This window comes from Kitasatospora sp. NPDC052896, from assembly GCF_044547075.1.
In the GTDB taxonomy this organism is placed as follows: domain Bacteria; phylum Actinomycetota; class Actinomycetes; order Streptomycetales; family Streptomycetaceae; genus Kitasatospora.
In genome coordinates this window covers 80,293-104,685 of the sequence record NZ_JBITZU010000020.1, presented here as the reverse complement: position 1 = coordinate 104,685, position 24,393 = coordinate 80,293, and the positions used below count along the sequence as shown (strand labels likewise).

Sequence of the window (24,393 nt, the reverse complement as noted above, 5' to 3'; positions counted from 1 at the left end):
GTCACCCGTGTCTGTCGGTTCTGAACCCAAGCCCTGGCGCCGGGGGCGGCGGATCGCCGTCGACGTCGGTGACGCCCGGATCGGGGTGGCGTCCTGCGACCCCGACGGGCTGATCGCCACGCCCGTGGAGACGGTCCCCGCCGGGGGCCGCTCCCAGGCGCGGCTCAAGGAGATCGTCGAGGAGTACGACGCCATCGAGGTGGTGGTCGGCCTGCCCCGCTCGCTGAGCGGCAAGGAGGGGCCGGCGGCGGAGAAGGTGCGCGGCTACGCCGGGCGGCTGGCCGCGCTGCTCGCCCCGGTGCCGGTCCGCCTGGTCGACGAGCGGATGACCACGGTCACCGCGGCCCAGGGCATGCGCGCCTCCGGCGTGAAGGCCAAGAAGGGCCGGGCGGCGATCGACCAGGCGGCGGCCGTGGTGATCCTGCAGAGCGCTCTGGAGGCCGAACGGGTGAGCGGTCGAGCGCCCGGTGAGAGCGTCGAGCCGGTCAGTTGATATTCCTGATCTAGCGTGCCTGTGGGGGCCCGTCCGGACGCGTCCGGACGGGCCCCTGACGTTTCTCATCCGACGTCCCATCGGCAGACGGGAGGCCCACCGGCATGGACCAGGACCTGGCGCCCGGGCTGACCCCGGGCCACCTCGGAGCCCCGGTGCACGAGCCGGAGCCCGAGCCGCTGCCGTGTGAGCGGTCGTCGGGGGAGCGGTCACCGGGGTCGGAGCCGCCCGAGCCGCCGTCCGGTCGGACCGGTCTGGCCTGTGGGATCACCGCGCTGCTGCTCTCGCTGCTGGCCGGCTCGACGGTGCTGGTGGGCCTGCAGTACTTCGGCTCGTTCGACTCCAGCCCGGCGGCCGACTACACCGGCGGCGGCACCGGAGCGGTGCAGATCTCGGTCCCGAAGGGGGCGAGCCTCACCAAGATCGGCCAAATTCTGGTGCAGAACCAGGTGGTGGCCAGTGTCAAGGCCTTCACAACCGCGGCCTCGCTCTCCTCGGGCCAGCGCATCCTGCCCGGCACCTACCCGCTCAAGCACGAGATGTCCGCGGCTGCCGCCCTGAACGTGCTGGACAATCCGTTCAACGCCAACGGCCTCACCGTGCCCGAGGGTTGGCGGGCGAGCCAGATCTACGCGGCGATCGACCAGCGGCTGCGGCTGCCGGCCGGCACCGCGCAGCGCACCGCCCAGGAGCACCAGGGCGACCTCGGCCTGCCGGACTTCGCCGGCGGCAACCTGGAGGGCCTGCTCTTCCCCGCCACCTACGGCGTCACCAGTGAGACCAGTGCGCTGGCCCTGCTTCAACAGATGGTCAAGCAGGCCGGCACCGAGTTCAACGGCGAGGGCCTGACCGGTGAGGCGAGCGCGCTCGGGATCACCCCCTACCAGGCGCTGGTGGTGGCCAGCCTGGTCCAGGGCGAGGCGGACAACCGCGACGACATGGCCAAGGTGGCCCGGGTGATCTACAACCGGCTGGGCCGGAAGATGCCGCTCCAACTCGATTCCACCATCAACTACGCACTCGGTCGCACCACTCTGCACACCACCGTCACCGACACCAACCTGAACTCGCCGTTCAACACGTACCAGCACAGCGGCCTGCCGCCGACCCCGATCGACAACCCCGGCCACGACGCGCTGGACGCCGCGCTCAACCCGGCGCCGGGCGACTGGCTCTACTTCGTGACGGTCAGCCCCGGGGACACCCGCTTCACGGACAGTGAGCAACAGCACAGAAAGAACGTCGCCGACTTCAACGCCTACCAGGCCCAGCACCCCTCGGAACCCAGTCCCAGCACGGGGTGACGGTCTCCAGGTGGCCCCCGGAAGTGACAGGTCGGGCACCAAGCGCCCGAAACGGGCGGTACCTTGCGGTACGGTAACGTCTCCCCCCAGATGTTGCGCTAGCACGCCGGTTCGAGATCGTGCCGGGACGCCGTCCCGGACGGTCGGTCCGATCCACCGTCCGTCTCCGTCGGCATAAGGGATTCGATGACTGATCAGGGTCGGGGCTACGGCTCCCAGCCGTGGCCCCCCGCCGAGCCCGGCTACCCGGAGCAACACTTCGGCGGAGCGGAGTACGCGGGGCAGGACTCCTACGCGCAGCCGCAGGACGTCTACGGCCAGGGGCAGTACGTACTGCAGGGGCAGGGCTACGCGCAGCAGCCGCAGGGCTACCCGTCGCAGGAGGCCTACGCGCAGCAGCCGGAGCAGTACGCGGCGTACCCAGGGCAGCAGCCGATGCCGCAGGATCCGTACGGCGGGCAACAGTGGCAGCAGCAGGCCCAGCCGGGTTTCCCGCAGCAGCAGACCGGCCAGCAGCAGGCCGGCTACCCGGCGCCGGGCGCGCCGCAGGGCTACCCGCAGCAGGTCCCCTTCCCGCAGCAGCACCAGCCGGTGCACGACCAGGTCCAGCGGCCGATGCCCGGACCGGCGCCGGTTCAGGCAGCTGTTCAGGCGCCGGTTCAGGCCCCGGCCGGGCCCGGGCCGGACGGCATCGACTGGGAGGCCGCGGCCGCGGCGCTGGACGATCCGCAGGCCGGGTACGTCGAGGGCTACGAGGACGGGCTGTACGAGGACGGCCTGTACGTCGAGGAGGGTGCCGAGGACGGGCACCTCGGCGAGGACTACGTCGGCGAGGACTACGTCGAGGGGGAGCTGCCGGAGGGCGAACTCCTCGACGGTGACGAGGCCGAACACGAGTCCTTCTTCGGCGCCGTCGAGGAGGACAACAGCCGCGAGGCGCAGCGCAAGCGCAAGGAGAAGGGCAAGAAGTCCGGCCGGCGCAACCGCGGCGCCTGCCTGGTGGTCGCTCTGGTGCTGCTGGGCGGCGTGGGCGGCGCGGGCTGGTTCGGCTACGGCTTCTACAAGAGCCACTTCGGCCCGCCGCCGGACTACATCGGCAACGGCACCGGTTCGGTCACCGTGACGATCGCCCCGGGAGCCGGCGGCGCCGACATGGCGCAGACGCTGCTGGCGGCCGGTGTGGTGAAGAGCGCGGGCGCGTTCACCGACGCCTACAACAAGAACCCGCAGGCGATGGGCATCCAGGCGGGCAGCTACACCTTGCACAGCCAGATGTCCGGCGCCGCGGCCGTGCAGCTGCTGGTCTCCGCGGCCGGTGGGAACGCGCTGATCGTGCCCGAGGGAAAGAAGGCCGTCGACATCTACGCGATGATCGACACCAAGCTCAAGCTGGCCGCCGGCACCACGGCCGGCGTGGCCAAGTCGCAGGTCGCCAACCTCGGTCTGCCGGCCTACGCGGGCAACAACCCCGAGGGCTTCCTCTGGCCGACCAAGTACTCGATCACTCCGGGCATGCAGCCGCTGGACCTGCTCAAGCAGATGGTCGCCAACGCCAACCAGGAGTACTCGCAGGTGATCACGCCCGCGCTGATCCAGCAGGCGGGCCTGAAGACCACCTACGACGTGATCACCGAGGCGAGCATCCTGCAGGCCGAGGGCAACAACTCGCAGGACTTCGGCAAGATGGCCCGGGTCATCTACAACCGCCTGAACACCGACGTCACCCACCACACCCTGGGCATGGACACCACGCTGCAGTACTCGGTGGGCTCGACCGCGCTGACCAAGGCGCAGATCAACGACGGCTCGAACAAGTACAACACCTACATCAACCCGGGCCTGCCGCCGACGCCGATCTCCAACCCCGGCGACGAGGCGATCCAGGCGGTGCTCAACCCGACGCCGGGCACCTGGGCGTACTTCATCGCGATGAGTCCGACCGAGACGCTGTTCTCGACTTCGTCGACCGACTTCGCGGCGAACGTCAAGCAGTACTGCACCTCGCACGGCCAGGCCTTTGACGCACAGGCCGTGCACTGCGAGTGACCGAGCGTCGGGTGTCACGGGCGGGCGGTGGCCGTCCTGAGCGATAGGAGTGCCGAACAGTCATGACCAGCCAGCAGCCGACCACCGGCGGGCAGTTGATGACGGGTGGGCAGTCGACGGCCGGTGGGCGGTCGACCGCCGGCGGACGGTCGGTGACCGGTCGGCGCCACCGGGCCGCCGTGCTCGGCTCGCCGATCGCCCACTCGCTCTCGCCGGTGCTGCACACCGCCGCCTACCGGGCGCTCGGGCTCGACGACTGGGAGTACGGCCGGTTCGAGCTGGGCGAGGACGACCTGGCGGGGTTCCTGGCCGGACTGGAGCCGGGCCTCTGGGCGGGCTTCTCACTGACCATGCCGCTCAAGCGGGCGGTGATCCCGTTGCTGGACGAGGTGAGCCCGACCGCGCTGGCGGTGGAGGCGGTGAACACCCTGGTGTTCGAGGCCGACGGGCGGCGCACCGGGGACAACACCGACGTGCCCGGGCTGGTCGCGGCGCTGCGCGAGCGGGGGATCGGGCAGGTCCCGGCGGCGGCGGTGCTGGGAGCCGGGGCCACCGCCTCGTCCGCGCTGGCCGCACTGGCCCAGCTGTGCACGGGCGAGGTCACGGTGTACGTGCGCAGCGCCGAGCGGGCGCGCGAGATGCGGGTGCTCGGCGATCGGCTCGGGGTGCCGGTGCGGACGGCGGACTGGGCGCGCGGGGCCGAGGCCCTGGCCGGGCCGCTGACCGTGTCGACCACCCCGGTCGGGGCGACGGACGGGTTCGCGGCCGGCCTGACGGGCGCGCCCGGCGCGCTCTTCGACGTGCTGTACCACCCGTGGCCGACCGTACTGGCCGCGGCCTGCGCCGAGCGTGGCGGGATCGTGCTGGGCGGGCTGGACCTGTTGGTCCATCAGGCGGTGCTGCAGTGCGAGCGGTTCACCGGGATCACCCCGGGACCGCTGGCGGCGATGCGGGCGGCCGGCGAGATCGCGCTGGCTGAGCGGGAGCACTGAGCCGGTATCGCGAGAGCGGTGCTCACTGGTGTGAGCGGCGCTCATCAGTGAGAGCGGTGCTCACAGGTGAAGGCAGTGCTCCGATACGAGAGCGGCGCTCTGCCCTGGTGCCGGTCTCTGCTCGGTGGCGCGAGTGGCGCGAGTGGCGCGAGCAGTGTGCGGGCGTGAGCTTGCTGCGCGGGGTCGAGAGCAGTGCTCAGTGCTGAGAGCGTTGCTCGGGTGCGAGAGCGATGCTCGACGACGAGAGCAGTGCTCCATGGTGAGAGTATCGCCCAGATGTGAGAGCGGCGATCACCGTCGAGAGCGGTGCTCCACAATGAGAGCACCGCTCCACCCTGCCCCGCCGGTGCGAGAGTGGCGATCACCGACGAGAGCGGTGCTCCAAAACGCGATCAGTGCTCAGCGGCCCGTGGTTCGCGCCCACGCAGTACGGTCACCAACCCGGCCAGCGACACCAGCGCCCAGACACCCTCCAGCAACAGGAAGCCCCACTGCGCGGTGACCGCGGCCTGGGCCGCCAGCACGCCCGAGCCGGCCAGGTTCAGCACCAGATAGCCGCGGGACTTCGTGTTCAGCCGGCCGCGCTGGGCCAGCGCGAATGGGATCAGCACCAGGATCGACCCGATGATCTGGATCAGCTGCTCCATGACGGCACCCTCCAAGGGCTGCGTCGTCTTGTCCCTCCGGGTACGGCGCGTCTCGTCCGGTGGCCGCTGGAGCGCGGTCCACGTCCATTGTGCCCGACCGCCCCGGCTGTCCGTCCCGGTGTCCGCCACGCGGACCTCGACCCGATCCCGCCCCCGGACGTGAAAGGATTCGGCAGAGGGCCCACCGCAAACGGGCCCGCTCGGGAAACCCGGCCGGAACCGCGCCCAGCAGCCGCGGCCGGACCGCTGACGAAGGAGCACCGTTGGGTACGTTGCGCTGGCTGACCGCGGGGGAGTCGCACGGCCCCGCACTGGTCGCGACGCTGGAGGGCCTGCCCGCGGGCGTGCCCGTGACCACCGCGATGGTGGCGGACGCGCTGGCGCGGCGGCGGCTGGGTTACGGGCGCGGCGCGCGGATGAAGTTCGAGCAGGACGAGGTGACCTTCCTCGGCGGGGTCCGGCACGGCCTGACCATGGGGAGCCCGGTCGCGGTGATGGTCGGCAACACCGAGTGGCCGAAGTGGCAGCAGGTGATGGCGGCCGACCCGGTCGACCCCGAGGTGCTCGCGGGCCTGGCCCGCAACGAGGCACTCACCCGCCCCCGGCCCGGCCACGCCGATCTGGCCGGCATGCAGAAGTACAGCATCGACGAGGCCCGTCCGATCCTGGAGCGGGCCAGCGCGCGGGAGACCGCGGCTCGGGTCGCGCTCGGTACGGTGGCCCGTTCCTACCTGCGGGAGACCTGCGGCATCGAGCTGGTCTCGCACGTGGTGGAGCTGGGCGCGGCCAAGGCACCGGCCGGCGTGCTGCCGCTGCCCGCGGACGAGGCGCGGTTGGACGAGGACCCGGTGCGCTGCCTGGACGCGGACGCCTCGAAGCGGATGGTCGCCGAGATCGACCAGGCCCACAAGGACGGCGACACGCTGGGGGGCGTGGTCGAGGTGCTGGCGTACGGCGTGCCGGTGGGTCTGGGTTCGCACGTGCACTGGGACCGCCGGCTGGACGCCCGGCTGGCGGCCGCGCTGATGGGCATCCAGGCGATCAAGGGCGTGGAGGTCGGCGACGGCTTCGAACTGGCCCGGGTCCCGGGCTCGCAGGCGCACGACGAGATCGTGCCGACCGAGGACGGCGTCCGGCGCACCTCGGGCCGTTCGGGTGGCACCGAGGGCGGGCTCTCCACCGGCGAGCTGCTGCGGGTCCGCGCGGCGATGAAGCCGATCGCCACCGTGCCGCGGGCGCTGCGGACCCTGGACGTGCGGACCGGTGAGCCGGCCAAGGCGCACCACCAGCGTTCGGACGTCTGCGCGGTGCCGGCGGCCGGGATCGTCGCGGAGGCGATGGTGGCGCTGGTCCTGGCGGACGCGGTCAGCGAGAAGTTCGGCGGCGACCACGTGGCCGAGACCCGCCGCAACGTGCAGAGCTACCTCGACCACCTGATCATCCGATGAGCGAGCGAGTCGGGCGTACGGCCGGCCCGGTCGTGGTGCTGGTCGGTCCGCCCGGGGCCGGGAAGAGCACGGTGGGCCGGCTGCTCGCCGAGCGCCTCGGCACCACGTTCCGTGACACCGACACGGACATCGAGGCGCTGGCCGGCAAGCCGATCCCGGAGATCTTCGTCGACGACGGCGAGCCGCACTTCCGCGCCCTGGAGGCGCGGGCCGTCCGCGCCGCGCTGGAGGAGCACGAGGGCGTGCTGGCGCTCGGCGGCGGCGCGGTCATGGCCGAGGCCACCCGCGCGCTGCTGGCCGCCCGCCCGGTGGTCTTCCTGGAGGTCGCCCTGCACGACGCGGTCAGGCGGGTCGGTCTGGACGCCCCGCGCCCGCTGCTCGCGGTCAACCCGCGGGCGGCCTGGCGCGAGTTGATGGCGGCCCGCCGGCCGCTGTACCTGGAGGTCGCCGCGGCCGTGATCAGCACCGAGGGGCGCACCCCGGAGCAGGTCGCGGACGCGGTGCTGGAATCCCTGGAGTTGAAGGAAGCATGAGCAGCAGCACGGTCACCATCCAGGTCGGCGGCTCGGCCGGCCACGCGCCGTACGACGTGCTGGTCGGGCAGCAGCTGCTGGGCGAACTCGCCGGGCTGATCGGCGCCCGGGCCCGGCGGGTGGCGGTGATCCACCCGGAGGCGCTGGCCGCCACCGGTGACGCGATCCGCGAGGACCTGGCCGCCGAGGGGTACGAGGCGATCGCGCTCCAGGTGCCGAACGCCGAGGAGGCCAAGAGCGCCGAGGTCGCCGCGTACTGCTGGTCGGTGCTCGGGCAGACCGGCTTCACCCGCTCCGACGTGATCGTCGGCCTGGGCGGCGGCGCCACCACCGACCTGGCCGGCTTCGTCGCCGCGACCTGGCTGCGCGGGGTGCGCTGGATCGCCATGCCCACCACCTTGCTCGGGATGGTGGACGCGGCGGTCGGCGGCAAGACCGGGATCAACATCGCCGAGGGCAAGAACCTGGTCGGCGCCTTCCACCCGCCGGCCGGGGTGCTGGCCGACCTGGCCACCCTGGAGACCGTGCCCAAGCACGACTACGTCTCCGGCCTGGCCGAGGTGATCAAGTGCGGCTTCATCGCCGACCCGGTCATCCTCGACCTGGTGGAGGCCGACCCGCAGGGCGCCACCACGCCGGCCGGCCCGCACACCGTGGAGCTGATCCGACGGGCCATCCAGGTCAAGGCCGACGTGGTCTCCGGCGACCTCAAGGAGGCCGGGCTGCGCGAGATCCTCAACTACGGCCACACGCTGGCGCACGCCATCGAGCGCAACGAACGCTACAAGTGGCGGCACGGCGCGGCGGTCTCGGTCGGCATGGTGTTCGCCGCCGAACTCGGCCGTCTGGCCGGGCGGTTGGACGACGCGACGGCGGACCGGCACCGCTCGGTGCTGGCCTCGGTCGGCCTGCCGCTGAGCTACCGGGCGGACGCCTGGCCGAAGTTGCTGGACGCGATGAAGATCGACAAGAAGTCGCGCGGTGACCTGCTGCGCTTCATCGTGCTGGACGGCCTGGCCAAGACCTCGGTACTGGAGGGCCCGGACCCGTCGCTGCTGGTCGCCGCGTACGCGGAGGTCGCCAAGTGACCACCGTACTGGTGCTCAACGGCCCCAACCTCGGGCGGCTGGGCAGCCGGGAGCCGGACGTCTACGGCGCCACCTCGTACGCCGGCCTGGTCGAGCGTTGCACCGCGCTCGGCAAGGAACTGGGCTTCGAGGTCGAGGTCCACGAGACCAACTCCGAGCGGCAGATGATCGAGTGGCTGCACCGGGCGGCCGACGAGCGGCTCCCGGTGGTCATCAACCCCGGCGCGTTCACGCACTACTCGTACGCGATGCGCGACGCCGCCGCTCAGCGCACCGCGCCGCTGATCGAGGTGCACATCTCCAACCCGTACGCCCGCGAGGAGTTCCGGCACACCTCGGTGATCGCCGCGATCGCCTCCGGCACCATCGCGGGCTTCGGTCTCGGCTCGTACGAACTGGCCCTGCGCGCCCTGGCCGAGCAGCTCACCACCCGGTAGCGGCGGTCGGCGGCCCGGTGGCGGACTGGGCCCGCCACCGGGCCGCCGTGTAATCTCCCCGGCAGGGAGGTGTGTCCATGACGCAGTACGCAGGGGGTGGGCCGCTGCCCCCACGACCGCTGACGCCGCCCCCGCCGGTGCCGCCCCGGCAGACCGTGCAGCCGTGCCCGGCCGCGGAGGGGGACCAGCCCGCGCTGCCACCGGCGCCGTCGCGTCCGCCCGCGCCGCGACCCGCGCCCGGGCCGGTGCTGTCCGCCGCCGTGCAGCCGGGCGCCACCGGGCACTTCGTGATGCCCACCGGCACGCCGGTGCAGCTGCCCGCCGGGGTCCCGGCGAGCCACCCCGGCCCGCTCGCGGTGCTGCTGATCGGTCCGGCCGGCGCCGGCAAGACCACGGTCGCCCGGCACTGGGCCGAGCGGCGGCCGACCACCACCGCGCACATCAGCCTGGACGACGTCCGCGAGTGGGTGCAGTCCGGCTTCGCCAACCCGCAGTCCGGCTGGAACAGCTCCTCCGAGGCCCAGTACCGGCTGGCTCGCCGGACCTGCGGCTTCGCGTGCCGCAACTACCTCGCCAACGACATCTCCTGCATCATCGACGACGCGGTCTTCCCGGACCGCCCGGCGATCGGGCTGGGTGGCTGGAAACGGCACATCGGCCCCGGCATGATCCCGGTGGTGCTGCTGCCGGGACTGGACTCGGTGCTGGCGCGCAACGCCCGGCGCAGCGGCAACCGCCGGCTCAGCGACGAGGAGGTGGCCCGGATCCACGGCCGGATGGCCGGCTGGTACAACTCCGGGTTGCCCATCATCGACAACTCCCAACTCGACGTGGCGGCCACCGCCGACGCCCTGGACCGGGTCATCGCGGCCCGCCTGGCCGGCCGCCCGAGTCGCTGAACCACCGTTCCCCGCAAGAGAGTTGATTCACCATGCCCGAAGGCCACATCCTGCACCGGCTCGCCGCGGAACACCTGCGGGCGTTCGGCGGCGAGGCGGTCGCGGTGGCCAGCCCGCAGGGCCGGTTCGCCGCCGGCGCGGCGCTGCTGGACGGGCGCGTCCTGGAGACGGCCGAGGCGGACGGCAAGCACCTCTTCCTCGGCTTCGGTGACTCCTGGCTGCACGTCCACCTCGGCCTGTACGGCGTGTTCGGCTTCGGCGTGGCCCCCGCGCCGGCCCCGGTCGGCCTGGTCCGGCTGCGGCTGGAGAACTCCGCGCACTTCGCCGACCTGCGCGGCCCGACCACCTGCGAGGTGCTCACCCCGGGCGAGAAGGACGCGGTGCACGCCCGGCTCGGCCCCGACCCGCTGCGCGCCGACGCCGATCCGGACCGCGCCTGGTCGCGGATCTCGCGCAGCCGCAGCACCGTCGCGGCGCTGTTGATGGACCAGAAGGTGCTGGCCGGCGTGGGCAACGTCTACCGGGCCGAGGTGCTCTTCCGGCACGGCATCAGCCCGCACCGGGCCGGCCGCGACCTCACCCGGACCGAGTGGGACGCCATCTGGGCCGACCTGGTCGCCCTGATGCGCGAGGGCGCGGCGATCGGCCGGATCGACACCGTCCGCCCCGAACACACCCCCGAGGCGATGAACCGCCCGCCCCGGGTCGACGACCACGGCGGCGAGGTCTACGTCTACCGCCGTGCCGCCCAGCCCTGCCTGGTCTGTGCCACCGAGGTCCGCACCGAACCCCACGCCGCCCGCAACCTCTTCTGGTGCCCCAACTGCCAACAGCACTGACGGCGGGATCCCCGGCCGACGGAGGCGAGCGCGGGAGGCGGGAGGATCATCGGGCTCGCACCCCACCGGCGCGACCCGTCAGCCGTCGACCTGGATCAACTTCCTGACCAGCCGCAGCAGTTGGTCCCGTTCGTCGGCCTCCAGCGGCGCCAGCAGCTCCGCGTTGGCCTGGTCGCCCAACTCCTGTAGCCGGGCCAGCAGTTCGGCTCCGGCGGGGGAGAGGGTGATCGCGTTCTTCCGGGCGTCCCGCGGGTCCTTGCCGCGTACCACCAGCCCCTTGGCCTGCAGGTCGTTCAGCACGCCGACCATGTCCTTGGGGTCGATCCGCACCGTGCGCGACAGCTCCGCCTGGGCGACCGGGCCCAGCTCGGCGACCGCGCAGAGCACGGCGTGGTGACCCATCCGGAAGCCCTCGCGGCCCAGGTGCTCGGTCACCAGGCGATGGGCGAGCGCGCCGGCCCGGCCGAGCAGCCAGCTGGGCAGGGTCTGCAGGCGGGAGAGCGGAGCATCGGTCATGGCCGTCATGCTAGCCGAGAAGCCGTTGGGTCTACCAATGATCCCGCTCTATCGTTGGGCCTGCCAACGATCGTCCGGCGAGGGGAGACGCAGCCATGCGCAAGGTCAGGTTCCACACCCACGGCGGCCCCGGGGCGCTGCGGCTCGACGAGGTGCCCGAGCCCGTTCCCGGCGCCGGTGAGGTGCTGCTCCGCACCGAGGTCGCCGGGGTCAGCCGGACGGTGCTGCCGGTGCTGCGCGGGGTCGGCGAGGTGCCGCTGCCCGCATCGCCCGGCGGGGGCGTGGTCGGCCGGGTCGTCGCGCTCGGCCCCGGCGTGGACGGGCTACGGGTGGGGCAGCGGGTCGGCGGCATCGCGGCCGAGCCGTACGCCGAGCTGGCGGTGGCCTCGCCCGCGCTGCTCACCCCGGTACCGGAGCAGGTCGGCGCGGCCGACGCGCTCGGGCTGGTGCACGGCGGCCTGGTCGCGCTGGCCGCGCTGCGGGTCGGACGGTGCGAGGAAGGCGAGTCCGTGCTGGTCACCGCCGCGGCCGGTGGGGTGGGCCACCTGATCGTCCAACTGGCGAAGACGCTCGGCGCGGCCCGGGTGGTGGCCGCCGTCGGCTCGCCGGAGAAGGCCGGGTTCCTGCGTTCCCTGGGCGCCGACGAGGTGGTGAGTTACCAGGACACCGACTGGGGAGGCCCGGTCGACCTGGTGCTGGAGGGGGCCGGCGGCGAGATCCTGCCGCGGGCGCTGGCCGCGCTGGTGCCGTTCGGCCGGTTGGTCACCCTGGCCGGGTCCGGCGGCACGCTGGACGCCGGGGCGGTCCTCCGCTCGGCGGCCACGGTGACCGGCCTCTCGATGGGACGGCTGGCCCGGCACCGGCCCGCCGTGCTGGCGGAGATCCGGGCCGAGCTGTGGCGGCTGCTGGCCGACGGGCGGGTGCGGCCGGTCAGCACGGTGCACCCGCTGGAACGGGCGGCGGAGGCGGTGGCCCTGCTGGAGTCCCGGGCCAACCTGGGCAAGGTGGTGCTCGCCACCGCGCCCACCACCCCCGCGCTCACCCCCGCCTGACCGGCGCCAGGTACTCGCGCAACCGGCGCCGCTCCCACCACGCGCCGGAGCGGCGCAGCTCGCGCCAGTCGGTGTAGCGGTAGTGGTACAGCACCGCCCGGACGTGGGTCGGCGGCTCGTCGGGGAAGGGGTTGTGGCGCAGCAGCCGCAGCGTCGCCGGGTCGTTGACCAGCAGCCGGGCGACGAACGGGCGGAACCACGGCCGGGCGTAGCCGGGGGAGATCGCGGCGAACCACATCAGCCAGTCCAGCCTCAGGTGGTAGGGCGCGAACTGGCGCGGCAGCCGGCGCACGTCCCCCGGCTTTCCCCGGAAGCCGTACTCCCGCCAGAGCGTCTCCCGGGTGATCAGCGGCTCGTCGGTACCCTCCACCACCACCTCGTAGCGGACCCGGTTGATGCTGCCGAAGGCGCCGTAGGTGTTGACCAGGTGCAGCCGGTTGAACGACATGTTCATCGCCTGGTGCCGGGAGAGCAGGTTGCGGGCCGGCCAGTAGCTGAGCACCACCACCAGCGCGGTGACCGCCAGCACCAGCACCTCGAACCAGGGCGGCGCGCCGGCGGTGGTCACCGTGCCGTGCGGCAGCCGCACCGCGGACCACGCCAGCGCGATGGTCAGCCAGTTGAGCCAGGCGAAGTTGCCGGAGCAGACCAGCCAGAGCTGGGTGACGATCACCACCGAGCCCGCCACGGTGGCCACCGGCTGCGGCAGGAAGAGGCCGACCGGCACCAGCAGCTGGGCGACGTGGTTGGCGGCCGTCTCCACCCGGTGCACCGGGCCGGGCAGGTGGTGGAAGAACCAGCTGAGCGGGCCGGGCATCGGCTGGGTCTCGTGGTGGTACTTGAGGCAGGTGAGGTCGCGCCAGCAGGAGTCGCCGCGCAGCTTGATCAGCCCGGCGCCGAACTCGACCCGGAACAGCAGCCAGCGCATCAGCACCAGCACCGGCAGCGGCGGCGCCACCGTGGCGTTGCCCAGGAAGGTGGCCAGGAACCCGGCCTCCAGCAGCAGCGACTCCCAGCCGAAGGAGTACCAGACCTGCCCGACGTTGACGATCGACAGGTAGAGCACCCAGAGCACGGCCCACCAGAGCATCGAGGTCCAGAGCGGTACCAGGTCGCCGGCGCCGGCCACCAGGGCCGCCGCGAGCACCGCGCCGGTCCAGGCCACGGTCGCGAATCGGCGGTCCGAGTAGCCGTAGTGGAAGAGGCTGGGGGAGTGCCGGAACGGGACGGCGGCCAGGAACCGCGGCACCGGGAGCATCCCGTGCTCGCCGATCAACGCCCGGAACTGCCGGGCCGCCGCCAGGAACCCGATCAGGTAGACCGCGGCCAGCAGCCGCAGCAGGACCAGCCTGCTCAGTCCGTACCCCGGCGCGTTGAACCACTCCACGCGCCCCATCCCTACCACCCCCGCCGGCGCCGCCCGGGGCCGGCGCGCCTGCCCGGGCCCCGGACGGCCGAGCCGCCCGGCGGAGCCGGCTCAGGGCTTGCGGGCCACCGCGGCGTAGTAGTAAGCGGAGTCGACGTCCACGCCCTCGGCCGCGCCGCCCCAGGCCAGCACCGGGACCACGCCCGGCGCGACCGGCTCCAGCCCGTCCAGGAAGCGGGTCACCTCGGCCCGGCCGCGCGGGGTGAGCGGGACGTGCGCGTGCTCGGCGGCCCGCACCGCCACGGCCACCTCCTCGGGCGCGAAGTCGCCGCTCGGATGGGTCAGCGCCAGGCAGCTGCCCGCGGGCAGCGCGTCCACCAGGGTGCGCACCATCGCCCACGGGTCCTCGGCGTCCCGGAACAGCATCAGCACCGCGACCAGCAGCAGCCCGACCGGCTGTGCCCGGTCGATGATCTGCGCGAAGACCGGGTGCTCCAGGATCCCGGCGGGCTCGCGCAGGTCGCCCAGGATGAACGAGGTCCGCCCGGCCGGGTGGCTGGAGATCATCGCCCGGGCGTGCGCCAGCACGATCGGGTCGTTGTCCACGTAGAGCACCCGGGACTCCGGCGCCAGCGCCTGGGCCACCTCGTAGGTGTTGCCGGCGGTCGGGATCCCGGTGCCGATGTCCAGGAACTGCCGGATGCCCTGCTCGACCACCAGGTGGCGGACCGCCCGGCCCAGGAAGTCCCGGTTGGCCCGGGCCATGGCCCGCATGTTCGGCACCGCGGCGATGATCTGCTCGGCCAGCTCGCGGTCGGCCGGAAAGTTGTCCTTGCCACCCAACCAGTAGTCGTAGACCCGGGCCGAGTGGGCGACGCTGGTGTCGATCTCGACGGGCTCCCAGGTGCCCGGCGTGCGGGACTCGGTCACGGCGCTCTCCTCCGCAGGCGGTCGGCCGTCCGGCCGTGCCGCGCAGCCTATCTGACGATCAGTCAGCATGGCGCCCGCTCGCCCGGACCAGCAGAACGGACCAGCTGAACAGGCGGTCCGACGGGTCCCCTCATAGGCTTCGGGCATGTCCGATGCGCACGCGGTCCGCCGAGAGCGGCTCCGGGAGCACTGCAGCACGGCCGGTGTGGACGCGGCGCTGATCAGCAGCCCCGCGAACGTCCGGTACCTGACGGGCTGCGCACCGTGCGGCGCGACGCTGCTGCTGACCCGCGACCGCGCGCTGCTCGCGCTGCCCGCGGACCTGCCACCGGACGACACCGGCGAGCACCCCTACGCCGTCGAGCTGGCCCACCTGGTCACCGCCCCGGACGAGGACACCGCGACGGCCGCCGCCGCGGCGGCCGCCCGGCTGCGCGTGCGCGACCTCGCGGTCGAGGAGGGCGACCTGACCGTCACCCGGCACCGCGCGATCACCGCGTTGGCCCCCGGCATCCGGCTGGCCGACCTGGACGGCGCGGTCGAGCGGCTGCGGGTGGTCAAGGACGAGTACGAGATCGCCGACCTGCGGATCGCCGCCGAGATCGCCGACCAGGCACTGGGCGAGCTGCTGGAGTCGATCCTGGTCGGGCGGACCGAGCGGCACCTGGCGATGGAGCTGGAGCGCCGGATGATCGACCACGGCGCGGACGGGGCCGCCTTCCCGGTCTCGGTCGCCACCGGCACCCACTCCGGCCGGGCCAACCACCTGCCCACCGACCGCAGGGTCGAGGAGGGCGACTTCCTGACCGTCGCGCTGGGCGCCCGGTACCGCGGCTACGCCGTCTGCGCCACCCGCACCTTCGTGATCGGCGCGGCGCCCGCGGCCTGGCAGGTGGAGCTGCACCGGCTGGTCTTCGAGGCGCAGCGGGCCGGTCGGGAGGCGCTCGGCCCGGGCGTGCCGGGCAACGCACCCGACCGCGCGGCCCGTGACATCCTGCAGGCGGCGGGCCACGTGGAGAACCCGCCGCGCCCGCTCGGGCACGGCGTCGGGCTGGAGGTGCGGGAGGCGCCGGGCCTCGGACCCGCCGACATGGGTAAACTGGACAACCGCGTGCCGGTCACCGTCGGTCCAGGGGTTCACCTCCCGGGCCGCGGCGGAGTCCGGATCGAGGACACGCTCGTCGTGCGCCCTCCGGAGGAGGGCGGGCCCGAGCTGCTCACCATCACCACCAAGGAGCTCCTCGCCCTGTGACCGCCCCTGCGGGTGGGACAGGCCGCACCCCTTGGTTCCTTGACAGTTATATCCAGGAGTAAGTGCGCCCGTGGCTTCCACGAACGATCTCAAGAACGGCATGGTCCTCAACCTGGACGGCAAGCTCTGGTCTGTCGTCGAGTTCCAGCACGTCAAGCCCGGCAAGGGCCCGGCCTTCGTGCGCACCAAGCTCAAGGAGGTGCTGAGCGGCAAGGTCGTCGACAAGACCTTCAACGCGGGCGTCAAGGTCGAGACCGCCAACGTCGACAAGCGCACCATGCAGTTCTCGTACAAGGACGGCGAGCAGTTCGTGTTCATGGACATGGACACCTACGACCAGATCCACATCACCCCGGACGTGGTCGGCGACGCCGCCAAGTACCTGCTGGAGGGCTTCGAGGCCCTGGTCGCGCAGCACGACGGCGCGCCGCTGTACGTCGAGCTGCCGGCCGCGGTCGAGCTGGTCATCGCCGAGACCGAGCCGGGCGTCCAGGGCGACCGCTCGACCGGTGGCACCAAGCCGGCCACCCTGGAGACCGGTGCCGAGGTGCAGGTCCCGCTGTTCATCACGACCGGTGAGAAGATCAAGGTCGACACCCGCGACGGCAGCTACCTCGGTCGGGTCAAGTAACTGTGTCTGCCGCACGTAGCAAGGCCCGTACCCGCGCCTTCCAGATCCTCTTCGAGGCCGACCACCGGGGCGTCGACCCGCTGTCGGTGCTCGCCGGCTGGGTGGCCCGCGCCCGGGAACCCAAGCCGGACGAGGGCGTCCCGCAGGTCGCCGAGTACACCATGCAGCTGGTCGAGGGCTACGCCAAGCACGCCCGCCGGATCGACGAGCTGATCGCCACCTACGCGGTGGGCTGGACGCTGGACCGGATGCCGATCGCGGACCGCAACGTCCTGCGGCTCGGCGCCTACGAGCTGATCTGGGAGGACGGCGTCCCGGACGCGGTCGTCCTGGACGAGGCGGTGGAGATCGCCAAGGAGTACTCCACCGACGACTCGCCGGCCTTCGTGAACGGCCTGCTGGCCCGTTTCATGGAGCTCAAGCCGACCATCAAGCGCTGAGACCATCCGGTCACGACGATGGCCGCCGGACCCCCGTGGTCCGGCGGCCATCGTGCGTTCACGACGGGGGCGTATCTTTGCTACCGACCAGTAGCAAGGCCGAAGGGGGCGCCACTCCATGACCACCGTGACCGCGACCAGCAGCGAGTTCGACCAGGCCATCGCCCTGGACCCCGGCCCGGACGGCCGCCACCGCGGCGAGCTGGGCGCCGGCTGGCAGATCGGCGGCGGGATCAACGGCGGCCTGCTGCTGGCCGTCGCCGCCAACGCGCTCTCCCGCGAGCTGCCCGGCCACCCCGACCCGGTGTCGATCAGCGGCTACTACCTCTCCGCCTCCCGCCCGGGCCCGGCCGAGGTCCGCACCGAGTTGGTCCGCCGCGGCGGTTCGCTCTCCACCGGCACCGCCTCGCTCTACCAGGACGACGAGGACGGCACCCCGGTCGAGCGACTCAGCGTGCTGGCGACCTACGGCGACCTGGCCGCCCAGGCCGGCGAGGTGCACACCTCGGCGACCCCGCCCGCGCTGCCGCCACGCGAGAGCTGCGTCGGCATGGAGCACGCCCCGCCCGCGCTGATCGAGCAGGCCGCCCTGCTGGAGCGGTTCGACCTGCGGCTGGACCCCGCCACGGTGGGCTGGGCGGTCGGGCAGCCCTCCCGGCAGGGCCGGATCCAGGGCTGGTTCCGGCTCGCCGACGGCCGCGAGCCCGACCCGCTGGCGCTGCTGCTGGTGGCCGACGCGCTGCCGCCGGTCACCTTCGACCTCGGCCTGCCCGGCTGGGCGCCGACCATCGAGCTGACCGTCCACCTGCGGGCCAAGCCGGCGCCCGGCTGGCTGCGGGTCAGCCACGCCACCCGCAACCTGGCCGGGGGCTACTTCGAGGAGGACGCCGAGATCTGGGACGAGACCGGCCGGCTGGTCGCCCAGTCCCGCCAGCTGGCCCGGGCGCCGCGCCCGCGCTGACCTGCGGAATCAAAATTCTCACGCTCGGTTACCAATATGTGACGTGAGGTGCGTGTGTCGGGCGGGTTGCGGGGGAGGACGTGGCGTAGGCCAGCCGCCCCTCGCAACCTCTCGGGAGCCCGATGTCCAGGCATCTCCACCCACGCCGTCCGCCCCGCTGCCGCCCCACCGGCGCCCGTCAGGCGCCGGCGCAGCGGGTCTTCGTGACCGGGGTGCTGGCCTCGCCGGAGGACTTCGAGCGGGCCCGCCCCTGGGGGCTGACCGCGGCGCCGGACCACCGGCGCTACCTGGCCGGCACGGCCACCCTGCTGGCGCACGCCCGGCGCCGCTTCGAGTCGGTCCGGGTGCGCCGATTCCACCCGGACGACTTCGCCGAGTTCTGCCTGCTGCGCCGCCTCGACCCGGCCGACCGGGCTGCGCAGCAGCGCTACCTGGCCAATCCGGCGCTGCTCGGGCAGCTGCTCGACTACCAGGGGGAGGAGCTGGTGGAGGACTTCCTGCCGAGGCTGGTCCGGGCCCGGGAGAACGGACTGACGATGCGCCACGCCGAGCTGCTGCTGGCCGAGGGCGGCGCCCTGCCGGCCGTCGAGCGCTGCTACCGGGAGGCGGCCGAGCTGTTCGCGCGGCTGCTGGGGGAGGCCGGGCCGGGGACGTACGAGTTCCGCTGCGTGATCCGGGCGTCGGAGGGACCGCTGGTGGCGGAGGCCCGGGTGGTGCTCTGGGAGGACGGGCTGGTGCGGATCCACGACGAGGAGCTGGACCTGGTCCGCGCGGTGCTCTGCGCCGCGCTGGCCCGGCGGCTGCCCGGCCGGCTGGAGCTGAGCGGACTGCGCGGCTCGGCGGCGGGCTGCGGCGAGTACCAGCAGGCGGCCTGGAGCTGGCAGAGCGCCGGCACGGGCTTCACGGCGGTGCGCTGAGGGGGTCGTGCCGGGGCGGTGCGCCGAAGCGGTGCACCGAAACCGCCGACGGCGCGGTCCCCCGGGACCGCGCCGTGACGTTTCTGCAGGTAGTGGCCGAGGCCGTGGGTCAGCCGGCGTCCTCGTCGCGCACCGCGCGACGGGCGTCGGAGTTGAGCACGCCCCAGCTGATCAGCTGCTCGGTGAGGATCGACGGTGACTGGTCGTAGATCACCGCGAGGGTGCGCAGGTCGTCCTGGCGGATCGAGAGGACCTTGCCGTTGTAGTCACCGCGCTGGGACTGGATGGTCGCCGCGTACCGCTGCAGCGGGCCGGCCTTCTCGGACGGGACCTGGGTCAGTCTCTCCAGGTCCAGCACCAGGCGCGGCGGCGGCTCGGCCGCACCGCCCGGGGTGCCGCCCGGGAGCAGCTCCTGCACCGGGACGCCGTAGAACTCGGCGAGCTCGGCCAGTCGCTGCACGGTGACCGCTCGGTCGCCACGCTCGTAGGAGCCGACGACGACCGCCTTCCAGCGCCCCTGGGACTTCTCCTCGACGCCGTGCAGGGAGAGCCCCTGCTGTGTGCGGATAGCGCGGAGTTTGCCCCCGAGCTGCTTCGCGTAGTCGCTGGACATTGGTCTCCCCGGACAAGAATTGCTTCGCGTTCAGAAACGGTCACGGGGGAGCGAGGGGCCCCTCGCCTCCCAGGCGTTCTACCAGTGGGTTCGACGTCTGTTCCGTAACTCACTGTGAGGTTACGTAGAGTAAGGTAGCTGCGTCAAGCCGAATGGGGCAGTCGTGCGAATGGTCTGCTACCTCTGCGTGAACACGACATAAAGCGTGGCGGGGATCATCTTGATCGCCCTGCTAGCATGGACGAGGCTTCCGGCACGGTCCGGCAGCCACCCCCCAGACATCCTTTAAGGCCCGTCCCGTGAGGCGGGGAAGGAGGTCGGCTTCGGCATGACCGCACACATCGACACGCCGCGTCCGCCGCACCAGGTGCTGGACGGCGCGGACATCTCCCGCGTGATCACCCGGATCGCCCACGAGATCGTGGAGCGCGCGAAGGGCGCGGAGGACATCGTCCTCCTCGGCATCCACACCCGCGGCGTCCACCTCGCCCGCCGGCTGCACGCCAAGCTGACGCAGATCACCGGCCGCGAGATCCCGCTCGGCACGCTCGACATCACCATGTACCGGGACGACCTGCGGCTCAAGCCCGCCCGCGCTCTGGAGCACACCGAGATCCCGTCCGGCGGGATCGAGGGCAAGCTGGTCATCCTCGTCGACGACGTGCTCTTCTCCGGCCGCACGGTCCGCGCCGCGCTCGACGCGCTGGGCGACATCGGCCGCCCGCGCGCCGTGCAGCTCGCCGTCCTGGTCGACCGCGGCCACCGCGAGCTGCCCATCCGCGCCGACTACGTGGGCAAGAACCTGCCCACCTCGCTGCGCGAGGCCGTCCAGGTCCGGCTCGCCGACACCGACGGCCAGGACGCCGTCCTGGTCGGTGACCGCGACTTCGCCGCCCGTTCCTCCCAGGCGCTCGCCGCCGACCCCAACCTGCCGGAGTAGCACCGTGAAGCGCCACCTCGTCTCCGCCGCAGATCTCAGCCGCGAGGACGCGCTGCTGATCCTGGACACCGCCGAGGAGCTGGCCCAGCTCTCCGGGCGGGCCGTCAAGAAGCTCCCCACGCTGCGCGGCCGTACCGTCGTCAACCTCTTCTTCGAGGACTCGACCCGCACCAAGACCTCCTTCGAGGTCGCCGAGAAGCGGCTCAGCGCCGACGTCATCAACTTCGCCGCCAAGGGCTCCTCGGTCTCCAAGGGCGAGAGCCTCAAGGACACCGCGCTGACCCTGCAGGCGATGGGAGCGGACGCGGTCGTCATCCGGCACCACGCCTCGGGCGCGCCGGCCCGGCTGGCCCAGTCCGACTGGCTGCACGGCAGTGTGATCAACGCCGGTGACGGCACCCACGAGCACCCGACCCAGGCCCTGCTGGACGCCTTCACCATGCGCCGGCACCTCAACCCGGGCCTGGGCAACGACCTCGCGGGCCGCCGGATCACCATCGTCGGTGACGTGCTGCACAGCCGGGTCGCCCGCTCCAACGTGCTGCTGCTGAACACCCTGGGCGCGCACGTCACCTTCGTGGCCCCGCCCACCCTGCTGCCGCTCGGCATCGAGAGCTGGCCCTGCGAGGTGAGCTACGACCTGGACGCCGCGCTCGCCAAGACCGACGCGCTGATGATGCTGCGGGTCCAGCGCGAGCGGATGAACGCCGCGTTCTTCCCCACCGAGCGCGAGTACTCCCGCCGCTACGGCATGCACGCCGGCCGGCTGGCCCGGCTGCCCGGGCACGCCATCGTGATGCACCCCGGCCCGATGGTCCGCGGCATGGAGATCACCGCCGAGGTGGCCGACTCGCCGCGCTGCACCGCGATCGAGCAGGTCGCCAACGGCGTCTCGGTCCGGATGGCCGTCCTCTACCTGCTGCTCGGCGGCGCCGTCCACGCCGACGGGCCCGCCGACTCCCCCCGCACCGAAACCCAGGAGACCGCCCAGTGACGAGCTACCTGATCCGCAACGCCCAGCTGCTCGGCGGCGACCCGCAGGACATCCTGATCGTCGACGGGGTGATCCGGGAGATCGGTGCCGGCCTGACCGCCGACGCCGACGTGGACATCGACGCGCACGGCCTGATCGCCCTGCCCGGTCTGGTCGACCTGCACACCCACCTGCGCGAGCCGGGCCGCGAGGACGCCGAGACCGTGCTGACCGGCACCCAGGCCGCCGCCAAGGGCGGCTACACCGCCGTGCACGCGATGGCCAACACCTTCCCGGTGGCCGACACGGCCGGCGTGGTCGAGCAGGTCTGGCGGCTCGGGCAGGCCTCCGGCTACTGCGACGTGCGGCCGGTCGGCGCCGTCACGGTCGGCCTGGAGGGCAGGAAGCTCGCCGAGCTGGGCGCGATGCACGAGTCCGCGGCCGAGGTCCGGGTCTTCTCCGACGACGGCAAGTGCGTGGACGACGCGGTGATCATGCGCCGCGCGCTGGAGTACGTGAAGGCCTTCGACGGGGTGGTCGCCCAGCACGCCCAGGAACCGCGGCTCACCGAGGGCGCCCAGATGAACGAGGGCCAGGTCTCCGGCGAGCTCGGGCTCGGCGGCTGGCCGGCGGTCGCCGAGGAGGCGATCATCGCCCGCGACGTGCTGCTCGCCGCGCACGTCGGCTCCCGGCTGCACGTCTGCCACGTCTCCACGGCCGGCTCGGTGGAGATCATCCGCTGGGCCAAGGGCAAGGGCTGGGACGTCACCGCCGAGGTCACCCCGCACCACCTGCTGCTGACCGACGAGCTGGTCCGCTCCTACGACCCGGTCTACAAGGTCAACCCGCCGCTGCGCACCGCCGCCGACGTGCACGCGCTGCGCGAGGCGCTGGCCGACGGCACCATCGACGCGGTCGCCACCGACCACGCCCCGCACCCCGCGGAGGACAAGGACTGCGAGTGGGCGGCCGCCGCGATGGGCATGGTCGGCCTGGAGACCGCGCTCTCGGTGGTGCAGCAGGCGATGGTCGAGACCGGCCTGCTGAACTGGGAGGGCGTCGCCGACCGGATGTCGCACCGCCCGGCCCGGATCGGCCGGCTGGCCGGCCACGGGCGGCCCATCTCGGTCGGTGAGCCGGCCAACCTGGTGCTCTTCGATCCCGCGTACCGTGGCACCGTGAATCCCGAGAGCTTTGCCACCCGCAGCCGAAACACCCCCTACCGAGGCCTCGACCTGCCGGGACGGGTGCACGCCACGTTCCTGCGTGGGGTGCCCACCGTGCTGGCCGGCGAGCTGGTCGAGCCGGGCGAGCTCGGATGAGCCCCGCTCCGCTGGCGATGCAGCAGGCCAAGGTCCACGACTGGGCCGGCCACATCGGCTGGGCGGTCGGCCTGGTGATCCTGATCGGGCTGATCTACTGGCTGATGCGCCAGGGCTGGAACTGGCGGCGCACCCTCCAGGCGGACCTGCCGGAGCTGCCCGCCGTGCCGGACGACCCGGGCCCGGCGATCCTGGAGAGCGGCGGCCGCTACCACGGCAGCACCACCGCCGGGAACTGGCTGGACCGGGTGGTGGCGCACGGCCTGGGCAACCGCAGCCTGGCCGAGCTGACCCTCACCGGGCGCGGGCTGCTGGTCCGCCGCCCGGGTGCCGAGGACCTCTGGATCCCGGTCGAGGACCTCACCGGTGCCCGGCTGGAGTCCGGGATCGCGGGCAAGGTCGTCCCGGCCGGCCTGCTGGTGGTCGGCTGGACGCTCCAGGGCCGCGCGTTGGACTCCGGCTTCCGGCTGGACCGCGCGGACGACCACGCGGCCTGGGCCGCCGAGGTCGAGCAACTCGCAACAGGTACGACCGCAACACGTACGACGAAGACGGAAGGCGTAACACCATGACCGCTCCTGCCCTCACCACCACGAGGCAGCCGCGCGCCGCCCGCCGGGAGCGGGTCCCCGCCGTGCTCGTCCTGGAGGACGGTCGGACCTTCCGTGGCCAGGCGTACGGCGCGATCGGCGAGACCTTCGGCGAGGCGGTCTTCAACACCGGCATGTCCGGCTACCAGGAGACCCTGACCGACCCCTCCTACCACCGCCAGGTGGTGGTCATGACGGCCCCGCAGATCGGCAACACCGGCTGGAACGACGAGGACGACGAGTCCAAGCAGATCTGGGTGGCCGGCTACGTGGTCCGCGACCCCGCCCGGGTGCCGTCCAACTGGCGCTCCCAGCGTTCGCTCGACGAGGAGCTGGCCGCCCAGGGCGTGGTCGGCATCAGCGGGATCGACACCCGCGCGCTCACCCGTCACCTGCGCGAGCGCGGCGCGATGCGGGTCGGCATCTTCTCCGGCCCGGAGCTGGCCGAGCCGGCCGAGCTGCTCTCCCGGGTGCTGCAGGCGCCCGAGATGAAGGGCGCCGACCTGTGCGCCGAGGTGGCCACCACCGAGCCGTACGTCGTGCCGGCGATCGGTGCGAAGCGCTTCACGGTCGCCGCCGTGGACCTCGGCATCAAGGCGATGACCCCGCACCGGATGGCCGAGCGCGGCATCGAGGTGCACGTGCTGCCCGCCAACGCCACCGCCGAGGACATCTACTCGGTCAACCCGGACGGCGTCTTCTTCTCCAACGGCCCGGGCGACCCGGCCACCGCCGACCACCAGGTCGCGGTGCTGCGCGAGGTGCTGGAGCGCGGGACCCCGTTCTTCGGGATCTGCTTCGGCAACCAGATCCTCGGCCGGGCGCTGGGCTTCGGCACCTACAAGCTCAAGTACGGCCACCGGGGGATCAACCAGCCGGTGCAGGACCGCACCACCGGCAAGGTCGAGGTCACCGCGCACAACCACGGCTTCGCCGTCCAGGCCCCGCTGGACAAGGTCAGCGACACGCCGTTCGGCCGCGCCGAGGTCTCGCACGTCTGCCTGAACGACGACGTCGTGGAGGGCCTGCAGTGCCTGGACACCCCGGCGTTCAGCGTGCAGTACCACCCGGAGGCCGCCGCCGGCCCGCACGACGCCGCGTACCTGTTCGACCGCTTCGTCGAGCTGATCGCCGCCACGACTCGTACCACCGCAGGGAGCTGAC

26 protein-coding genes and 1 riboswitch are annotated in these 24,393 nt (G+C 72.8%); of the genes, 21 read left to right on the top strand and 5 right to left on the bottom strand.

From position 1 onward, the window contains the following. Positions 1 to 7 precede the first annotated feature (7 nt). The 4 genes from ruvX to ACIGXM_RS28875 all read left to right on the top strand — a co-directional run bounded on the left by ruvX (position 8) and on the right by ACIGXM_RS28875 (position 4,835). Positions 8 to 493: a Holliday junction resolvase RuvX gene (gene ruvX / locus ACIGXM_RS28890; RefSeq protein WP_396565910.1), complete on the top strand. Its 486-nt coding sequence runs from the start codon at positions 8 to 10 to the stop codon at positions 491 to 493. 104 nt (positions 494 to 597) lie between these two features. Next, on the top strand, positions 598 to 1,797 hold the full coding sequence (mltG, locus tag ACIGXM_RS28885; RefSeq protein ID WP_396565908.1) for an endolytic transglycosylase MltG: 1,200 nt from the start codon (positions 598 to 600) through the stop codon (positions 1,795 to 1,797). Between the two features lie 186 nt (positions 1,798 to 1,983). Further along, positions 1,984 to 3,843 carry an endolytic transglycosylase MltG gene (gene mltG / locus ACIGXM_RS28880; RefSeq protein WP_396565906.1) on the top strand — a complete coding sequence of 620 codons (1,860 nt, stop codon included), beginning with the start codon at positions 1,984 to 1,986 and terminating at the stop codon, positions 3,841 to 3,843. 98 nt (positions 3,844 to 3,941) lie between these two features. Then, a complete protein-coding gene (locus ACIGXM_RS28875) occupies positions 3,942 to 4,835 on the top strand; it encodes a shikimate dehydrogenase (protein ID WP_396565968.1) in 894 nt (297 codons plus the stop codon). Between the two features lie 392 nt (positions 4,836 to 5,227). On the opposite strand, the gene ACIGXM_RS28870 is transcribed toward ACIGXM_RS28875, so the two are convergent. Further along, on the bottom strand, positions 5,228 to 5,482 hold the full coding sequence (locus ACIGXM_RS28870) for a hypothetical protein (protein WP_396565904.1): 255 nt from the start codon (positions 5,480 to 5,482) through the stop codon (positions 5,228 to 5,230). Between the two features lie 17 nt (positions 5,483 to 5,499). Then, a riboswitch (guanidine-III (ykkC-III) riboswitch) is annotated at positions 5,500 to 5,564 on the bottom strand. Positions 5,565 to 5,745: 181 nt separating this feature from the next. On the opposite strand from ACIGXM_RS28870, the gene aroC reads away from it, so the two are divergent. The 6 genes from aroC to ACIGXM_RS28840 all read left to right on the top strand — a co-directional run bounded on the left by aroC (position 5,746) and on the right by ACIGXM_RS28840 (position 10,726). Continuing rightward, positions 5,746 to 6,930, top strand: a complete 1,185-nt coding sequence (gene aroC / locus ACIGXM_RS28865) for a chorismate synthase (protein ID WP_396565903.1) — start codon at positions 5,746 to 5,748, stop codon at positions 6,928 to 6,930. Then, positions 6,927 to 7,463 (top strand): shikimate kinase, encoded by a 537-nt coding sequence (locus ACIGXM_RS28860; protein ID WP_396565901.1) that lies wholly within the window; start codon positions 6,927 to 6,929, stop codon positions 7,461 to 7,463. The genes aroC and ACIGXM_RS28860 overlap by 4 nt, the downstream gene beginning before the upstream one ends. After that, positions 7,460 to 8,551, top strand: a complete 1,092-nt coding sequence (gene aroB / locus ACIGXM_RS28855) for a 3-dehydroquinate synthase (RefSeq protein WP_396565899.1) — start codon at positions 7,460 to 7,462, stop codon at positions 8,549 to 8,551. The genes ACIGXM_RS28860 and aroB overlap by 4 nt, the downstream gene beginning before the upstream one ends. Further along, positions 8,548 to 8,988 (top strand): type II 3-dehydroquinate dehydratase, encoded by a 441-nt coding sequence (aroQ, locus tag ACIGXM_RS28850; protein WP_396565897.1) that lies wholly within the window; start codon positions 8,548 to 8,550, stop codon positions 8,986 to 8,988. Before aroB ends, aroQ begins: the two co-directional genes overlap by 4 nt. A gap of 77 nt (positions 8,989 to 9,065) precedes the next feature. After that, a complete protein-coding gene (locus ACIGXM_RS28845) occupies positions 9,066 to 9,887 on the top strand; it encodes an AAA family ATPase (protein ID WP_396565895.1) in 822 nt (273 codons plus the stop codon). Positions 9,888 to 9,919: 32 nt separating this feature from the next. Further along, a complete protein-coding gene (locus ACIGXM_RS28840; protein WP_396565893.1) occupies positions 9,920 to 10,726 on the top strand; it encodes an Fpg/Nei family DNA glycosylase in 807 nt (268 codons plus the stop codon). A 78-nt stretch (positions 10,727 to 10,804) separates the two neighbouring features. Here ACIGXM_RS28840 and ACIGXM_RS28835 read toward each other — a convergent pair whose 3' ends face one another. Further along, positions 10,805 to 11,242 carry a MarR family winged helix-turn-helix transcriptional regulator gene (locus tag ACIGXM_RS28835; protein WP_396565891.1) on the bottom strand — a complete coding sequence of 146 codons (438 nt, stop codon included), beginning with the start codon at positions 11,240 to 11,242 and terminating at the stop codon, positions 10,805 to 10,807. A 95-nt stretch (positions 11,243 to 11,337) separates the two neighbouring features. Between ACIGXM_RS28835 and ACIGXM_RS28830 the strand changes: the two genes are divergently transcribed. Beyond that, entirely contained in the window at positions 11,338 to 12,294 is a 957-nt protein-coding gene (locus ACIGXM_RS28830) for a zinc-binding alcohol dehydrogenase family protein (RefSeq protein ID WP_396565889.1), read from the top strand. On the opposite strand, the gene ACIGXM_RS28825 is transcribed toward ACIGXM_RS28830, so the two are convergent. Both ACIGXM_RS28825 and ACIGXM_RS28820 read right to left on the bottom strand, forming a co-directional pair. Then, complete coding sequence (locus ACIGXM_RS28825) at positions 12,281 to 13,681, bottom strand: lipase maturation factor family protein (protein WP_396565887.1); 1,401 nt, start codon at positions 13,679 to 13,681, stop codon at positions 12,281 to 12,283. The genes ACIGXM_RS28830 and ACIGXM_RS28825 overlap by 14 nt on opposite strands. A gap of 90 nt (positions 13,682 to 13,771) precedes the next feature. Further along, complete coding sequence (locus tag ACIGXM_RS28820) at positions 13,772 to 14,590, bottom strand: SAM-dependent methyltransferase (protein ID WP_396565885.1); 819 nt, start codon at positions 14,588 to 14,590, stop codon at positions 13,772 to 13,774. A gap of 145 nt (positions 14,591 to 14,735) precedes the next feature. Here ACIGXM_RS28820 and ACIGXM_RS28815 point away from each other — a divergent pair, with 145 nt between their 5' ends. From ACIGXM_RS28815 to ACIGXM_RS28795, 5 genes are all read left to right on the top strand, one after another. Then, the gene (locus ACIGXM_RS28815) at positions 14,736 to 15,842 is read left to right on the top strand and encodes a M24 family metallopeptidase (protein WP_396565883.1); all 1,107 of its coding nucleotides are present in this window, start codon (positions 14,736 to 14,738) and stop codon (positions 15,840 to 15,842) included. 70 nt (positions 15,843 to 15,912) lie between these two features. After that, positions 15,913 to 16,473: an elongation factor P gene (efp, locus tag ACIGXM_RS28810; RefSeq protein WP_396565882.1), complete on the top strand. Its 561-nt coding sequence runs from the start codon at positions 15,913 to 15,915 to the stop codon at positions 16,471 to 16,473. A 2-nt stretch (positions 16,474 to 16,475) separates the two neighbouring features. Continuing rightward, the gene (nusB, locus tag ACIGXM_RS28805) at positions 16,476 to 16,913 is read left to right on the top strand and encodes a transcription antitermination factor NusB (protein WP_396565880.1); all 438 of its coding nucleotides are present in this window, start codon (positions 16,476 to 16,478) and stop codon (positions 16,911 to 16,913) included. A gap of 118 nt (positions 16,914 to 17,031) precedes the next feature. Next, the gene (locus ACIGXM_RS28800; protein ID WP_396565878.1) at positions 17,032 to 17,874 is read left to right on the top strand and encodes a thioesterase family protein; all 843 of its coding nucleotides are present in this window, start codon (positions 17,032 to 17,034) and stop codon (positions 17,872 to 17,874) included. A 122-nt stretch (positions 17,875 to 17,996) separates the two neighbouring features. Then, positions 17,997 to 18,791 (top strand): hypothetical protein, encoded by a 795-nt coding sequence (locus ACIGXM_RS28795; RefSeq protein WP_396565876.1) that lies wholly within the window; start codon positions 17,997 to 17,999, stop codon positions 18,789 to 18,791. A 109-nt stretch (positions 18,792 to 18,900) separates the two neighbouring features. On the opposite strand, the gene ACIGXM_RS28790 is transcribed toward ACIGXM_RS28795, so the two are convergent. Then, positions 18,901 to 19,404: a transcriptional regulator gene (locus ACIGXM_RS28790; protein WP_280669675.1), complete on the bottom strand. Its 504-nt coding sequence runs from the start codon at positions 19,402 to 19,404 to the stop codon at positions 18,901 to 18,903. 328 nt (positions 19,405 to 19,732) lie between these two features. Between ACIGXM_RS28790 and pyrR the strand changes: the two genes are divergently transcribed. Genes pyrR through carA form a run of 5 tightly spaced genes read left to right on the top strand, consistent with a single transcriptional unit; the run spans position 19,733 to position 24,392 of the window. Next, positions 19,733 to 20,344, top strand: coding sequence for a bifunctional pyr operon transcriptional regulator/uracil phosphoribosyltransferase PyrR (gene pyrR / locus ACIGXM_RS28785; protein ID WP_396565874.1), 612 nt, complete (start codon positions 19,733 to 19,735; stop codon positions 20,342 to 20,344). A 4-nt stretch (positions 20,345 to 20,348) separates the two neighbouring features. Then, on the top strand, positions 20,349 to 21,338 hold the full coding sequence (locus tag ACIGXM_RS28780; RefSeq protein WP_396565872.1) for an aspartate carbamoyltransferase catalytic subunit: 990 nt from the start codon (positions 20,349 to 20,351) through the stop codon (positions 21,336 to 21,338). Next, the gene (locus ACIGXM_RS28775; protein ID WP_396565870.1) at positions 21,335 to 22,639 is read left to right on the top strand and encodes a dihydroorotase; all 1,305 of its coding nucleotides are present in this window, start codon (positions 21,335 to 21,337) and stop codon (positions 22,637 to 22,639) included. Before ACIGXM_RS28780 ends, ACIGXM_RS28775 begins: the two co-directional genes overlap by 4 nt. Then, positions 22,636 to 23,211, top strand: coding sequence for a hypothetical protein (locus ACIGXM_RS28770; protein WP_396565869.1), 576 nt, complete (start codon positions 22,636 to 22,638; stop codon positions 23,209 to 23,211). The genes ACIGXM_RS28775 and ACIGXM_RS28770 overlap by 4 nt, the downstream gene beginning before the upstream one ends. Further along, positions 23,208 to 24,392, top strand: coding sequence for a glutamine-hydrolyzing carbamoyl-phosphate synthase small subunit (carA, locus tag ACIGXM_RS28765; protein ID WP_396565867.1), 1,185 nt, complete (start codon positions 23,208 to 23,210; stop codon positions 24,390 to 24,392). Before ACIGXM_RS28770 ends, carA begins: the two co-directional genes overlap by 4 nt. Position 24,393 lies beyond the last annotated feature (1 nt).

What these genes read in the sequence shown, in the direction of transcription:
- ACIGXM_RS28815 (WP_396565883.1), top strand. Translation starts at nt 14,736, where the DNA reads ATGTCCGATGCGCACGCGGTCCGCCGAGAGCGGCTCCGGGAGCACTGC.
- ACIGXM_RS28795 (WP_396565876.1), top strand. Translation starts at nt 17,997, where the DNA reads ATGTCCAGGCATCTCCACCCACGCCGTCCGCCCCGCTGCCGCCCCACC.
- ACIGXM_RS28875 (WP_396565968.1), top strand. Translation starts at nt 3,942, where the DNA reads ATGACGGGTGGGCAGTCGACGGCCGGTGGGCGGTCGACCGCCGGCGGA.
- ACIGXM_RS28860 (WP_396565901.1), top strand. Translation starts at nt 6,927, where the DNA reads ATGAGCGAGCGAGTCGGGCGTACGGCCGGCCCGGTCGTGGTGCTGGTC.
- carA (WP_396565867.1), top strand. Translation starts at nt 23,208, where the DNA reads ATGACCGCTCCTGCCCTCACCACCACGAGGCAGCCGCGCGCCGCCCGC.
- ACIGXM_RS28840 (WP_396565893.1), top strand. Translation starts at nt 9,920, where the DNA reads ATGCCCGAAGGCCACATCCTGCACCGGCTCGCCGCGGAACACCTGCGG.
- ACIGXM_RS28790 (WP_280669675.1), bottom strand. Translation starts at nt 19,404, where the DNA reads ATGTCCAGCGACTACGCGAAGCAGCTCGGGGGCAAACTCCGCGCTATC.
- ACIGXM_RS28800 (WP_396565878.1), top strand. Translation starts at nt 17,032, where the DNA reads ATGACCACCGTGACCGCGACCAGCAGCGAGTTCGACCAGGCCATCGCC.
- aroB (WP_396565899.1), top strand. Translation starts at nt 7,460, where the DNA reads ATGAGCAGCAGCACGGTCACCATCCAGGTCGGCGGCTCGGCCGGCCAC.
- mltG (WP_396565906.1), top strand. Translation starts at nt 1,984, where the DNA reads ATGACTGATCAGGGTCGGGGCTACGGCTCCCAGCCGTGGCCCCCCGCC.
- ACIGXM_RS28770 (WP_396565869.1), top strand. Translation starts at nt 22,636, where the DNA reads ATGAGCCCCGCTCCGCTGGCGATGCAGCAGGCCAAGGTCCACGACTGG.
- ACIGXM_RS28870 (WP_396565904.1), bottom strand. Translation starts at nt 5,482, where the DNA reads ATGGAGCAGCTGATCCAGATCATCGGGTCGATCCTGGTGCTGATCCCA.
- mltG (WP_396565908.1), top strand. Translation starts at nt 598, where the DNA reads ATGGACCAGGACCTGGCGCCCGGGCTGACCCCGGGCCACCTCGGAGCC.
- ACIGXM_RS28845 (WP_396565895.1), top strand. Translation starts at nt 9,066, where the DNA reads ATGACGCAGTACGCAGGGGGTGGGCCGCTGCCCCCACGACCGCTGACG.
- ACIGXM_RS28835 (WP_396565891.1), bottom strand. Translation starts at nt 11,242, where the DNA reads ATGACCGATGCTCCGCTCTCCCGCCTGCAGACCCTGCCCAGCTGGCTG.
- pyrR (WP_396565874.1), top strand. Translation starts at nt 19,733, where the DNA reads ATGACCGCACACATCGACACGCCGCGTCCGCCGCACCAGGTGCTGGAC.
- ACIGXM_RS28830 (WP_396565889.1), top strand. Translation starts at nt 11,338, where the DNA reads ATGCGCAAGGTCAGGTTCCACACCCACGGCGGCCCCGGGGCGCTGCGG.